Below are 13,389 nucleotides of genomic sequence, written 5' to 3'. Positions count from 1 at the left end.
CGACGGCCGATGCCCAGCCACCAACATGTGTCCACCACCAATCCGGCGTCGGAGCGGATTTACCCGCGAATACGGTAGCGGCGGCAACGGTGAACGGCCGGTGGAAATTGGCCAGCAGGCCCGGCCTCTTCGCGGGTGAACCCGCTCCTACGACGGCCTGTGCCCCGCCACCAACATGTGTCCACCACCAATCCGGCGTAGGAGCGGGTTTACCCGCGAATACGGTAGCGGCGGCAACGGTGAACGGCCGGTGGAAATTGGCCAGCAGGCCCGGCCCTTTCCCGGGTGACCCCGCGCCTACAGGTGCAGTACCCGCGGAGAGGCCTGCTCAGGCGACGCAAGCCTCCAACGCTTGCGCCTCAACCCCTAGCAACCGGCTGATCCGCGCACAGTCATCTTCCCGGCGCAACTCGGCAAACAACACCACCGCTTCGGGGTAACTGCGAGTCAGCATCGCCAGCCACTGCTTCATCCGCCCCGGCGCATAACGCGGCGACAATTTGGCCTGGGCCTGGCGCCAGAACTCACGCAACAGTGGCAACAAATCATGCCAGCTCATCGGCTGATAGTCGCGCCCGTCCCGCGCCGCTGCAATCTGCAGGCCCAGGTCCGGGCGCGATACCAGCCCACGCCCGAGCATGATGTCTTCAGCGCCACTGACCTCGCGGCAACGCCGCCAGTCATCGACCGTCCAGATCTCGCCATTGGCAAATACCGGGACCTTGACCACATCCTGCACCCGCGCCACCCACTCCCAGTGCGCTGGCGGCTTGTAGCCCTCAACCTTGGTCCGTGCGTGCACCACCAGGTGTGCCGAACCGCCCTCGGCCAGCGCCGTGGCGCACTCCAGTGCCCCATCGGGGCTGTCGAAGCCCAGACGCATCTTCGAGGTCACCGGAATGTTCGCCGGCACCGCACGCCGCACTTCACGCACAATGGCGTGCAGCAACTCCGGCTCTTTGAGCAGTACCGCGCCACCGCGCGACTTGTTCACCGTCTTTGCCGGGCAACCGAAGTTCAGGTCGATCACCGGCGCCCCAAGCTCGCAAGCCAGTGCGGCGTTTTCCGCCAGGCATACCGGGTCCGAACCCAGCAATTGCACGCGCATGGGCACACCGGAAGCCGTGCGCGCGCCCTGACGCAGTTCAGGCGCCAGCTTGTCGAACGAGGACGCCGGCAGCAGGCGGTCGCACACGCGAATGAACTCGGTGACGCACCAGTCGATACCGCCCACACGGGTCAATACGTCGCGCAGGATGTTGTCGACCAGCCCCTCCATCGGGGCCAGAGCAATTTGCATGTCGGGGTCTCAGCGGAAAAAGCCGGCAGTTTAACAAAAAATGCCGGCGACTCAGGCGCCGATCAGCGCCGGACCGTAACCTTCGACGAATTCCGCCGGCATGCGCCTGGGCTTGCCGCTGGACAGCTCGATGCAGGCAAAGGTGGTTTGCGCGCGCAGCAGCGTCACACCATCGCGCGGGCGCTTGAGCTGAAACCGCCGCGTCATGCGCAGGCGTTGGTCCCAGTCAATGATCCAGGTGGCCAGCTGCAGCTCATCGTCTTCATAGGCGGCGGCCAGGTAGTCGATTTCGTGGCGCACCACAGCCATCGCCCGGTCAAGGCGCCGGTACTCGGCCAGGTCCAGCCCCAGACGCTGGGAGTGGCGCCAGGCGCAGCGCTCAAGCCAGGTGACGTAGACGGCATTGTTGGCGTGGCCAAGGCCGTCGATGTCCTCGCTGCCGACGCGCAGGTCGATGACGAAGGGTGTTGCCAGGTCCCAGCTCATTTTCGCTTCCTTGGCGCAAAAGGCGATTTAGCAGCGATCTGCGGGGCAATGTCCAGCCCCAGCGAGCCTGAAGCGGTCGTTGTAGGAGCGGGCTTGCCCGCGAATCAGACACCGCGGTGGGTGGCACCGGCGATGCCGATGTTCGCGGCTGAAGCCGCCCCGACACTGACCGCTTCAGCCCGAGCCAGCAATTCGAGCACGGCGTCACTCAGCCGCGGGTCGGCCAGCACCCGCTGATGCCCACCCCCTTCCAGCAGCATCAGCCGGCTGTCGAACCAGGCCTTGTGGATCACATGTGCCTCATCTGCGGGCACGAGAGCATCATCGGCGGCATGCACCACCAGCCCCGGCAGTTCCAGCTGGTAACCCGTGACATCCAGCCGCGCAATCTGCATGCCCACATCGCGCTCGATCTGGCGAATGAACGCTGCCCGTGCCCGGGCTGGCAGCCCCAGGCGATGGGCAAAACCACGCAACACACCGAGCAACCGCGCCGGCGCTGCAATGCTGACAGCCGCCTCTGTACGCAGCCCCATCTGCAAAGCCAGCAGCACGCTCGCCCCACCCATGGAATGGCCAATGACTGCACGCAAGGGCGGCAACTCAGCCGCAGCCTCAAGCAGCGCCCGGGCAAACAGCACCACATTCGCCTGCTCGCCAGGCGAACGACCATGCCCAGGCCCTTCCAGCGACACCACCGTATGCCCCGCCTGAACCAAAGTCTCGATCAAGGCGGCAAACTGCGTTGGGCGCCCTTCCCAACCGTGCATCAGCAGCACGGTCGGCCCTTGACCCCAGCGCAAGGCAGACAGACCGAAGCGCAGTGTAATGCGCTCGGCCCTGGCCAGCACAGGCAGCTCCCAATCCCGCGGCGGCAGGTTGCGCGGGGTCATGAAGGCACGGCGCATCTTGCCCGCGACATGCTCGGGGGCCAGGCGGCCCAAGGTGCCATTGACACCGCGAATCCAGCTCAGGGTGGTCATCGCCATGCTCCAGGGTTAAAGCACCGCCGATTTGGCGGCGCGCAGAATACGGTCAGACAGGTCACTGGCCCCCAAGGCCCGGGCCAGCGCCAGCCCCCCCACCATCAGAGCCAGGTCGGCCAATGCTTTGTCAGCATCCTCAGGGCGGTCGACCATCGCGGCAGTCATCAACTCGATGTGCTCGGCCAGCACTTCGCGGAAGACCTCCGGCAGGCGCTGCATTTCACCCAACGCGTTAGGCAGCGGGCAAGCATGTACTTCGCAGTCCCGGTGCTTGCGCGAGAGGTAGAAAGCCCCGGCCAGCGCTCGCCGCCCGGGGCCATCGAGATTGGGGTCGATCTGGGCGAGCAAGGCACGGCGCTCACCCAACAACTGGCGGAACGCCTCGAGCATCAGCTCGTCCTTGCTGTCGAAGTGCGCATAGAAGCCCCCGACGGTCAGGCCTGCCGCACCCATCACCTGGCTGACGCTGGGCTCGGCCGGGCCGTGCTGGATCAGCGCACTGCGCGCAGCTTCCAGAATACGTTCGCGGGTTTTGCTCTTCTTGTCGCTCATCTGGCACACACCACACAAAATATGATGATCGAAATATTATTCTCATCATATTTCTTGGCAAGCAAAATGTGCGGCCGTTTGTCGGGGGCAAATTATTGAGAAGGGAAAAAACAAAAGGCCCATTCAATAAGCGAATGAGCCTTTAAAGTCCCGCAAAACGCGGGTAAACGTGGCGTCCCCTAGGGGACTCGAACCCCTGTTACCGCCGTGAAAGGGCGGTGTCCTAGGCCACTAGACGAAGGGGACGTAACCTTCGCGAAGATCCACTTGCGTGAACCCTGGCAGAAATGGTGGAGCTAAGCGGGATCGAACCGCTGACCTCCTGCATGCCATGCAGGCGCTCTCCCAGCTGAGCTATAGCCCCGAAACAAAAGGCTCATCAATAAGCGACGAGCCTTTTAAAGCCCTGCAAAACGCAGGAAAAGTGGCGTCCCCTAGGGGACTCGAACCCCTGTTACCGCCGTGAAAGGGCGGTGTCCTAGGCCACTAGACGAAGGGGACGTAACCTTCGTGCCGATCCGCTTACGCGAACCGCGGCAAAATTGGTGGAGCTAAGCGGGATCGAACCGCTGACCTCCTGCATGCCATGCAGGCGCTCTCCCAGCTGAGCTATAGCCCCGGATTTCTAGCCTCGCGGCCCAGCGACATAACAACATCGCTTGTGTAAAACTGGCGTCCCCTAGGGGACTCGAACCCCTGTTACCGCCGTGAAAGGGCGGTGTCCTAGGCCACTAGACGAAGGGGACGAACCTTCTTACCTTCAAGACCTGGTTGCTGGACCTGGTCTTGCTTATCAGCCTTGGCTGCTAAGCGGAATTTGGTGGAGCTAAGCGGGATCGAACCGCTGACCTCCTGCATGCCATGCAGGCGCTCTCCCAGCTGAGCTATAGCCCCACAATGTCGCTTTGAACTGAACCGCTGGCTGGGTGCCTGGCGCTTCGTTTTCGTTCATCGCTGTGGACGGGGCGCATATTAAGTTCGGATTGCAGGGCTGTCAAACGAATTTTTAAAAATATCCAAAAAATTTTTCACAGATAACAATCACTTACCGCCCTCCCCGGTTTTTTGGGGCTTAGTTGGCCTGTGGGAGCGGGCGTGCCTGCGAATGCGGTATTGAATTTACCATTGCATTCGCGGGCACGCCCGCTCCCACAAGTTAGGTGCAAAGCTGAATCAGGCGATGGAAGCCAACAGCTTTTCCCACTCTTTGTTTTCTTTCTTCGACACACCACCCAACAGGTCCAGGGCCTGGCGCAGGCGGTAGCGCGTCAGGTCGGGGCCGAGGATTTCCATGGCGTCCAGCACCGAAACCGAGCTGGCCTGGCCCGTGATGGCGGCGAACATCAGCGGCATGGCGTCACGCAGCTTCAGCTCCAGCGCTTCGACCACGGCCTGGATGCAACCGGTGATGCGCTCTTTTTCCCACTGACGCAGGCTTTCAAGCTTCCACAGGATCAGCTGGATCACCTGGCGCACCTGGTCGGCCGACAGTTTCTTGCTTTCGAACAACTTGGCGTCCAGCTTGAGCGCGCCTTCGAAGAAGAACCCGCCCAACGGGGCAACCTGGCTGAAGGTTTCTACCCGGCCCTGCACATGCGGGGCAATCTTCATCATGTAGTCGCTGTTGAATGCCCATTTCTGCAGGCGTCCGGCGAATTCCTCTACCGGCAGCTCGCGCAGCCACTGGCCGTTGAGCCAGGACAGCTTCTCGATGTCAAAGATCGGGCCGCCCAGCGAGATACGCGACAGGTCGAAGTGCTCGACCATTTCGGCCAGCGAGAACTTTTCGCGCTCGTCAGGCATCGACCAGCCCATGCGGCCAAGGTAGTTGAGCATCGCTTCAGGCATGAAGCCCATGCGCTCGTAGAAGGTGACCGAGGTCGGGTTCTTGCGCTTGGACAGTTTGGATTTGTCCGGGTTACGCAGCAGCGGCATGTAGCACAGCTTGGGCTGCTCCCAGCCGAAGTACTCATACAGCTTGATCAGCTTGGGCGCCGATGGCAGCCACTCTTCACCACGCAGCACGTGGGTGATGCCCATCAGGTGGTCGTCGACCACGTTGGCCAGGAAGTACGTCGGCAGGCCGTCGTTCTTCATCAGTACCTGCATGTCCATGCGGTCCCACGGGATCTCGACATCGCCGCGCAGCATGTCCGGCACCACGCAGATACCCTCGCTCGGCACCTTCATGCGGATCACGTGCGGCTCGCCAGCGTCCAGGCGGCGCTGCACTTCTTCGGCGCTCAGCAGCAATGCACGGCCATCGTAACGCGGGGTTTCGCCGCGAGCCTGCTGCTCGGCACGCATCTGCTCCAGCTCTTCGGCGGTGCAGAAGCAGTAGAAGGCGTGGCCGGCGTCTACCAGCTCTTTAGCGTATTTGGCGTAGATTTCGCCACGCTCGCTCTGCCGGTAAGGGCCGTGCGGGCCGCCGACATCCGGGCCTTCGTTCCATTCGATGCCAAGCCAGCGCAGGGCGTCGAAGATCTGTTGCTCCGACTCACGCGTGGAGCGCAGCTGATCGGTGTCTTCGATGCGCAGGATGAACTCACCGCCGTGCTGCTTGGCAAAGCAGTAGTTGAACAGGGCGATGTAGGCAGTGCCGACATGGGGGTCGCCGGTAGGCGATGGCGCAATACGCGTGCGTACGGTGGTCATGGAGAGTCTCGAACGAAAGATGAAACAAAGGCGGGATGTTAGCAGGAGGCGGGCACCGGGCTCCAGCAATGGCGCGAACGTCACTTGTCGACAGGCCCTGTGCCGCTGTTAAATTTGTTTACATTTCTGGAACGATAGTCCCCATGCCTGCCCAACTCAAACGCCGCCTGACGCTCTTCTTCGCCCTGGTGGCCATCATCGCCCTCGCCTTCCTGGGCCATTGGTACTTCAAGGGCCGCTTCTACGAGAGCACCGACAACGCTTACGTGCAGGGTGAGATCACCCGTATCTCCAGCCAGCTTGGCGCACGCATCGAAACGGTACCGGTCGAGGACAACCAGCACGTCAGCAAGGGCGACCTGCTGGTGCGCCTGGAAGCCGCCGACTTTGAGCTGGCGGTCGAACGCGCCCGTGCCGCCCTGGCCACCCGCGAAGCCGAGTACGCACAAGCGCAAAGCCGCCTCACCCAACAAGGCAGCCTGATTGCCGCCGGCCAGGCCCAGTTGGCGGCCACCCAGGCCACGTTCGACCGTTCACGGCTGGACCTGAGCCGCGCCGAGAAGCTGCGCAAGCCGGGTTTTGTCTCTGAGGAGCGTGTCACTACCCTGTCGGCGGACAGCCATGTCGCCGGCTCCCAGGTCGACAAGGCCCGCGCCGACCTGCAAAGCCAGCGCCAGCAGGTCACCGCCCTGAACGCCGAACTCAAGCGCCTCGATGCGCAAATCGCCAATGCCCGCACCGACCTGGCCCAGGCCGAACTGAACCTGACCCGCTGCGAAATCCATGCGCCGATCAGCGGCACCATTGGCCAGCGTAATGCGCGCAATGGCCAAGTGGTGCAGGCCGGCGCCTACCTGCTGTCGATCGTGCCGGATGAAGACATCTGGGTGCAGGCCAACTTCAAGGAAACGCAGATCGGCCGCATGCACCCCGGCCAGCGCGCGGAGCTGTTGTTCGACAGCTACCCCGACACACCGATCGAAGGCCGGGTGGACAGCCTGTTCGCCGCGTCCGGTGCGCAGTTCAGCCTGCTGCCGCCGGACAACGCCACCGGCAACTTCACCAAAGTTGTGCAGCGCATCCCGATAAAACTCACGTTCAGCGCCGACAACCCGTTGCACGGGCGTATTCGCCCCGGCATGTCGGTGACCGCCACCGTCGACCTGCGCAGCGCAGACGAAGGCCACAATGGCCGGTGACCAACTGCTGCGCCCCACGGCGGAGCCAACCCGACGCGACTGGATCGCGGTGATGAGCGTGATGCTCGGTGCCTTCATGGCAGTGCTGGATATCCAGATCACCAATTCCTCGTTGAAGGACATCCAGGGCGCTCTGTCGGCGACCCTGGAAGAAGGTTCATGGATTTCAACCTCCTACCTGGTGGCGGAAATCATCATGATCCCGCTAACGGCCTGGCTGGTGCAGCTGCTGTCGGCGCGGCGCCTGGCGGTGTGGGTATCCAGCGGTTTCCTGCTGTCGTCGCTGCTGTGCTCGATGGCCTGGAACCTGGAGAGCATGATCCTGTTTCGCGCCTTGCAGGGTTTCACTGGTGGCGCGCTGATCCCGCTGGCCTTCACCCTGACGCTGATCAAGCTGCCCGAGCACCACCGCGCCAAAGGCATGGCGATGTTCGCCATGACCGCCACTTTTGCCCCCTCCATCGGTCCCACCCTGGGCGGCTGGCTGACCGAAAACTGGGGCTGGGAATACATCTTCTACATCAATATCCCACCAGGCCTGCTAATGATCGCCGGCTTGTTGTATGGGCTTGAGAAGAAGGAGGCACACTGGGAGCTGCTGAAAAGTACCGATTACGCCGGCATCGTCACGCTCGGCCTTGGGTTGGGCTGCCTGCAGGTGTTTCTCGAGGAAGGCCATCGCAAGGACTGGCTGGAGTCACACCTGATCGTCGGCCTGGGCAGTGTTGCCCTGGTCAGCCTGATCACCTTCGTCATCTTGCAGTTTTCCAAGCCACACCCCCTGATCAACCTGCGCATTCTTGGTAACCGCAACTTTGGCCTGTCGAGCATCGCCAGCCTGGGCATGGGCGTGGGCCTGTACGGGTCGATCTATCTGCTACCGCTGTACCTGGCGCAGGTACAGGGTTACAACGCCTTGCAGATTGGCGAGGTGATCATGTGGATGGGTATTCCGCAGCTGTTCCTGATCCCGCTGGTGCCGCAACTGATGAAGGTGATATCGCCCAAGGTACTATGCGCGCTGGGGTTTTGCCTGTTCGGCGCTGCCAGTTTCGGTTCGGGGGTGCTCAACCCGGACTTTGCCGGGCCGCAGTTCAACCATATCCAGATCATCCGCGCCCTGGGTCAACCGATGATCATGGTGACCATTTCGCTGATTGCCACCGCGTATATCCAACAACAGGATGCAGGGTCCGCGTCGAGCCTGTTCAATATTCTGCGTAACCTCGGTGGCGCGATTGGTATTGCCTTGCTGGCCACCCTGCTGGATGCGCGCACCAAGGTGTACTTCGACTACCTGCGGGAGGCGGTGGTGCCGAGCAACCCGCAGGTGGCTGAGCGGCTGGCGCAACTGGCGGAGCGCTTGGGCAATGACAATGCGGCGCTGGGCAAACTTAGCGAGATTACCCACCAGCAGGCACTGATCATGGCTTACAACGATGCCTTCCACTTTGTCGGGATCGGGTTGGCGGTGAGCATGGTGGCGGTGTTGCTGACCCGCAAGTTGCCGGAGGGGCTGAAGGCTGGGGAAGCCCATTGAGGCTATTACAGATCAGATGCGGTCCCTGTGGGAGCGGGCATGCCCGCGAACACCGGCGCAGCCGGTGCCAGCCACCGCGTTGAATTCTTCGCGGGCACGCCCGCTCCCACAGGGCCCGCGCCCGGCTTCAGCTGCTAATCAACCGCTCCCGCAGCTGCGCAATCTCGTCACGCAACTGCGCCGCCGCCTCGAACTCCAGATCGCGGGCGAACTGCATCATTTTCTCTTCCAGCTGCTTGATGCGCTTGGTGATCTCGCCCGGCGTACGCAGTTCGGCCTCGTAACGGGCGCTCTCCTCCGCCGCCTTGGCCATGCCCTTGCGCTTCTTGCTGCGCGCACCGGGCACGGTGGCACCTTCCATGATGTCGGTGATGTCCTTGACCACGCCCTTGGGCACGATGCCGTTGGCTTCGTTGAAGGCGATCTGCTTCTCGCGGCGACGCTCGGTTTCGTCAATGGCCCGCTGCATCGAGCCTGTTACGTTATCGGCATACAGGATGGCCCGGCCATTGAGGTTACGTGCCGCGCGGCCAATGGTCTGGATCAGGGAGCGCTCGGAACGCAGAAAACCTTCCTTGTCCGCATCGAGGATGGCCACCAGCGACACCTCGGGCATGTCCAGGCCCTCGCGCAGCAGGTTGATGCCCACCAGCACGTCGAAGGTGCCCAGGCGCAGGTCACGGATAATCTCCACCCGCTCCACCGTGTCGATGTCCGAGTGCAGGTAGCGTACCCGCACATCATGGTCGGCCAGGTAATCGCTGAGGTCCTCGGCCATGCGCTTGGTCAACGTGGTCGCCAGCACACGCTCGCCTGCCGCGACACGCTTGCGGATCTCGGACAGCAGGTCGTCGACCTGGGTCAGCGCCGGGCGCACCTCTACCTGCGGGTCGACCAGCCCGGTCGGACGCACCACTTGCTCCACCACGCGCCCGGCATGCTCAGCCTCGTAGGGGCCCGGAGTGGCCGAAACAAAAATGGTCTGCGGGCTGACCTCCTCCCACTCGTCGAAACGCATCGGCCGGTTGTCCAGCGCTGAAGGCATGCGGAAGCCGTACTCGACCAGGGTCTCCTTGCGTGAACGGTCGCCCTTGTACATGGCGCCGACCTGCGGAACGCTGACGTGGGATTCGTCGATCACCAGCAGCGCATCGGGCGGCAGGTAATCGTACAGGGTGGGCGGCGGCGCGCCGGCCGGGCGCCCGGACAGGTAGCGCGAGTAGTTTTCGATGCCGTTGCAGTAGCCCAGCTCGAGGATCATCTCCAGATCGAAGCGGGTGCGTTGCTCCAGACGCTGCGCTTCGACCAGCTTGTTGGCCTTGTGCAGGTACTCCAGACGCTCCTTCAGTTCTTCCTTGATGCCCTCCACTGCTTCCAGCAGCGTTTCCCGCGGGGTGACGTAGTGGCTCTTGGGGTAGAAAGTGAAACGTGGCAGCTTGCGGAAAACCTCGCCGGTCAACGGATCGAAGGCGGCGATGTTCTCCACTTCATCATCGAACAGCTCGATGCGGATGGCTTCCAGATCCGATTCGGCCGGGAAGATGTCGATCACGTCGCCGCGTACCCGGAAGGTGGCGCGGGCAAAGTCCATTTCGTTGCGGGTGTACTGCAGGTCGGCCAACCGGCGCAGCAGCGCGCGCTGGTCGAGCTTGTCGCCACGGTCCACGTGCAGAACCATTTTCAGGTAGGTCTCGGGGCTGCCCAGACCGTAGATGCACGACACGGTGGTCACGATGATCGCGTCACGCCGCTCCAGCAGCGCCTTGGTCGCCGACAGGCGCATCTGCTCGATATGGTCGTTGATCGAGGCGTCCTTCTCGATGAAGGTGTCTGAGGAAGGGACGTAGGCTTCCGGCTGGTAGTAGTCGTAATAGGAAACGAAGTACTCCACCGCGTTGTTGGGGAAGAACGCCTTGAATTCCCCGTACAACTGCGCGGCCAGCGTCTTGTTGGGCGCCAGCACCAGCGTTGGGCGCTGCACCTGCTGGATGACGTTGGCAATGCTGAAGGTCTTGCCCGAACCGGTCACCCCGAGCAACGTCTGGTGCGACAGCCCCGCCTCGATGCCTTCGACCAACTGGCGGATAGCCTCGGGCTGGTCGCCGGCAGGCTGGAAACGTGTGACGAGCTGGAACTCGGACATGAAGGACCTCGCGGTGCAGCAGCTGTAAATTTAGCCAGTAGTCTATACCCAAATGCGCCCGTTCGGGGGCGCTTTCAAGGCACAGGTGTGGGCGCATGCAACGGTGGACACGGCATTTAGACCAATGGTCGAAAAATATTTGCGCAAATAGCTCCAAAAGCTGCGCCAGAGTGTCGCGGTGACCGGTCGGTATCACTATACTGACTCCCCGTTTGTGCACCGCTTCAGTGCATTCGGCTGGAGCGTGTACGCCCTATCACACTCCAATCAGAGCCAAGGTAACAATGAGCCTGTTTTCCGCTGTCGAGCTGGCACCCCGCGACCCTATTCTGGGCCTCAACGAAGCATTCAACGCCGACCCACGTACCGACAAGGTCAACCTGGGCGTAGGCGTGTATTGCAATGAGGAAGGCCGCATTCCGCTGCTGCGCGCCGTGATCGAAGCCGAAACCCAGCGTGCCGCCCAGCACGCTTCGCGCGGCTACCTGCCGATCGACGGCATCGCCACCTACGACCAGGCTGTGCAGAAGCTGCTGTTCGGCGCCGAGTCGCCACTGCTGGCCGCCGGCCGCGTGGTCACCGTGCAGGCCGTCGGTGGTACCGGCGCACTGAAGATCGGTGCCGACTTCCTCAAGCGCCTCTCGCCCAACGCCGTGGTTGCCATCAGCGACCCTAGCTGGGAAAACCACCGTGCGCTGTTCGAATCGGCCGGCTTCCCGGTGCAGACCTACCGCTACTACGATGCGCCGACCAACGACGTCAACCGCGCCGGCATGCTCGAAGACCTCAACGCCCTGCCGTCCGGCTCGATCGTGGTGCTGCACGCCTGCTGCCACAACCCGACCGGTGTCGACCTGAACCTGGACGACTGGAAGAACGTCCTGGAAGTGGTCAAGGCCAAGGGCCACGTGCCGTTCCTCGACATGGCCTACCAGGGCTTTGGTGACGGTATCGCCGAAGACGCCTTCGCCGTGCGCCTGTTCGCCGAGTCGGGCCTGGAGTTCTTTGTTTCCAGCTCGTTCTCCAAATCGTTCTCGCTGTACGGCGAGCGCGTCGGCGCACTGTCGATCGTCACCGCCTCCAAGGACGAGAGCACCCGCGTGCTGTCGCAGGTCAAGCGCGTGATTCGCACCACCTACTCCAACCCGCCAACCCACGGCGCAACCATTGTTGCCACCGTGCTGAACAGCGCAGAACTGCGCCAGATGTGGGAAACCGAATTGGCCGAAATGCGTGAACGCATCCACGGCATGCGCAAACAGATGGTATCGCTGCTGGCCGAATACGGTGCAAACCGCGACTTCAGCTTCGTTGGTCGCCAGGTCGGCATGTTCTCCTACTCGGGCCTGACCGTTGAACAGGTCGCCCGCCTGAAGAACGACTTCGGCATCTATGCCCTGGACACCGGCCGTATCGCGGTGGCCGCGCTGAACCAGAGCAACATCCACGTGGTGACCAAAGCTATCGTGGAAGTGCTGTAACTCATTGTTTTGCCTGGGGGTGGGTTGACTTCTCCCAGGCAATCAGTAAGATACGCGCAGATTCCGCGATAGCTCAGTCGGTAGAGCAAATGACTGTTAATCATTGGGTCCCTGGTTCGAGTCCAGGTCGCGGAGCCAGACATTGAAGAAGCCCCCGGATGCGCAAGCAACCGGGGGCTTTTTCGTTGCGCTGGAATTATTGGCCAAGCACCTCGGTCACTGGCTTGCCCTCGTCCACCAGGCTCCAGACCAGCAAACTGGCCGGCTGGGTTTTGCTGGCGTTGCGTGAAACGCTGTGCACGGTGCCCGGCGCCTCGTACCAATAATCGCCGGCCTTGTAGGTCTTTTCCTGCTCGCTGTTGAGCTTCGATACCACCGCCCCTTCCAGGACGTAAGCCATGACTGCGCCCGGATGCTGATGCGCGGGTGATGCCTCGCCCGGGGCGTAGCTGACGGTGAGCATGACGGCGGTTTTGCCGGGGGCATTAGAGGGCTGCTGTTGTTGCAGGACCTTGACCTGGTCGGCGACATCACCGTGGGCCCAAGCGGGTGTTTGGGCGGCGAGCAGTGCGAAGAGGATGATGGCTAATGGATTCATGAGCTTTCCTGGAGGACAAGTGCCTGCAGGTTAGACCCTGACTGACTGCAGACAAATGGCCAATCCGGGGGAAAAGCAGGGGGCCGATTTTCGCCTGTACTGGCCCTTTCGCGGGTAAACCCGCTCCTACGACGGCCTGTGCCGCCCTCGATGCGTGCGTAGGAGCGGGTTTACCCGCGAATACGGTGGCGGCGGCGACGGTGAACGACGGGTGGAAATTGGCTGGCAGGCCCGGCCCATTCGCGGGTGAACCCGCTCCTACATCGGCCTGTGCCGCCCTCGATGCGTGCGTAGGAGCGGGTTTACCCGCGAATACGGTGGCGGCGGCGACGGTGAACGACGGGTGGAAATTGGCTGGCAGGCCCGGCCCATTCGCGGGTGAACCCGCTCCTACGACGAGCCTACGCCCAATCACCGATGCGTGTGCAGGAGCGGGTTTACCCGCGAAG

The 13,389-nt window shown here is 62.4% G+C and carries 10 protein-coding genes and 7 tRNA genes; 4 read left to right on the top strand and 13 right to left on the bottom strand.

The features are described from left to right. Nucleotides 1-328 precede the first annotated feature (328 nt). The 11 genes from ACK59Z_RS16115 to gltX all read right to left on the bottom strand — a co-directional run bounded on the left by ACK59Z_RS16115 (nt 329) and on the right by gltX (nt 5,979). On the bottom strand, nt 329-1,300 hold the full coding sequence (locus ACK59Z_RS16115) for a tRNA-dihydrouridine synthase (protein ID WP_003247187.1): 972 nt from the start codon (nt 1,298-1,300) through the stop codon (nt 329-331). A gap of 51 nt (nt 1,301-1,351) precedes the next feature. Continuing rightward, nucleotides 1,352-1,786, bottom strand: a complete 435-nt coding sequence (locus ACK59Z_RS16110) for a thioesterase family protein (RefSeq protein ID WP_003247186.1) — start codon at nt 1,784-1,786, stop codon at nt 1,352-1,354. A gap of 104 nt (nt 1,787-1,890) precedes the next feature. Further along, complete coding sequence (locus ACK59Z_RS16105) at nt 1,891-2,769, bottom strand: alpha/beta fold hydrolase (RefSeq protein WP_047604522.1); 879 nt, start codon at nt 2,767-2,769, stop codon at nt 1,891-1,893. Between the two features lie 15 nt (nt 2,770-2,784). After that, on the bottom strand, nt 2,785-3,324 hold the full coding sequence (locus ACK59Z_RS16100) for a TetR/AcrR family transcriptional regulator (protein ID WP_409293450.1): 540 nt from the start codon (nt 3,322-3,324) through the stop codon (nt 2,785-2,787). A 170-nt stretch (nt 3,325-3,494) separates the two neighbouring features. Beyond that, a tRNA-Glu gene (locus ACK59Z_RS16095) sits at nt 3,495-3,570 on the bottom strand. A 42-nt stretch (nt 3,571-3,612) separates the two neighbouring features. Further along, a tRNA-Ala gene (locus ACK59Z_RS16090) sits at nt 3,613-3,688 on the bottom strand. Nucleotides 3,689-3,749: 61 nt separating this feature from the next. Then, nucleotides 3,750-3,825 (bottom strand) — tRNA-Glu (locus ACK59Z_RS16085). Nucleotides 3,826-3,867: 42 nt separating this feature from the next. Next, nucleotides 3,868-3,943, bottom strand: a tRNA-Ala gene (locus ACK59Z_RS16080). A gap of 51 nt (nt 3,944-3,994) precedes the next feature. Beyond that, nucleotides 3,995-4,070, bottom strand: a tRNA-Glu gene (locus tag ACK59Z_RS16075). Between the two features lie 72 nt (nt 4,071-4,142). Then, nucleotides 4,143-4,218 (bottom strand) — tRNA-Ala (locus ACK59Z_RS16070). Nucleotides 4,219-4,497: 279 nt separating this feature from the next. Further along, the gene (gltX, locus tag ACK59Z_RS16065; protein WP_108190435.1) at nt 4,498-5,979 is read right to left on the bottom strand and encodes a glutamate--tRNA ligase; all 1,482 of its coding nucleotides are present in this window, start codon (nt 5,977-5,979) and stop codon (nt 4,498-4,500) included. A gap of 143 nt (nt 5,980-6,122) precedes the next feature. Here gltX and ACK59Z_RS16060 point away from each other — a divergent pair, with 143 nt between their 5' ends. After that, nucleotides 6,123-7,178, top strand: a complete 1,056-nt coding sequence (locus tag ACK59Z_RS16060; protein WP_004577219.1) for an HlyD family secretion protein — start codon at nt 6,123-6,125, stop codon at nt 7,176-7,178. 49 nt (nt 7,179-7,227) lie between these two features. Further along, nucleotides 7,228-8,718: an MDR family MFS transporter gene (locus ACK59Z_RS16055; protein WP_176393467.1), complete on the top strand. Its 1,491-nt coding sequence runs from the start codon at nt 7,228-7,230 to the stop codon at nt 8,716-8,718. Between the two features lie 127 nt (nt 8,719-8,845). Here ACK59Z_RS16055 and uvrB read toward each other — a convergent pair whose 3' ends face one another. Next, a complete protein-coding gene (gene uvrB, locus ACK59Z_RS16050; protein ID WP_108190436.1) occupies nt 8,846-10,861 on the bottom strand; it encodes an excinuclease ABC subunit UvrB in 2,016 nt (671 codons plus the stop codon). Between the two features lie 284 nt (nt 10,862-11,145). Here uvrB and ACK59Z_RS16045 point away from each other — a divergent pair, with 284 nt between their 5' ends. Next, nucleotides 11,146-12,342 carry an amino acid aminotransferase gene (locus tag ACK59Z_RS16045; RefSeq protein WP_003247178.1) on the top strand — a complete coding sequence of 399 codons (1,197 nt, stop codon included), beginning with the start codon at nt 11,146-11,148 and terminating at the stop codon, nt 12,340-12,342. A gap of 62 nt (nt 12,343-12,404) precedes the next feature. Further along, a tRNA-Asn gene (locus tag ACK59Z_RS16040) sits at nt 12,405-12,480 on the top strand. 58 nt (nt 12,481-12,538) lie between these two features. On the opposite strand, the gene ACK59Z_RS16035 is transcribed toward ACK59Z_RS16040, so the two are convergent. After that, nucleotides 12,539-12,940 (bottom strand): cupin domain-containing protein, encoded by a 402-nt coding sequence (locus ACK59Z_RS16035; RefSeq protein ID WP_003247176.1) that lies wholly within the window; start codon nt 12,938-12,940, stop codon nt 12,539-12,541. Nucleotides 12,941-13,389: the final 449 nt, after the last annotated feature.

This window comes from Pseudomonas sp. KCJK9058, from assembly GCF_046230975.1.
Classification (GTDB): domain Bacteria; phylum Pseudomonadota; class Gammaproteobacteria; order Pseudomonadales; family Pseudomonadaceae; genus Aquipseudomonas; species Aquipseudomonas alloputida.
Note: the sequence above shows the minus strand (reverse complement) of the source record. Positions and strands in the feature narration are given on the sequence as shown.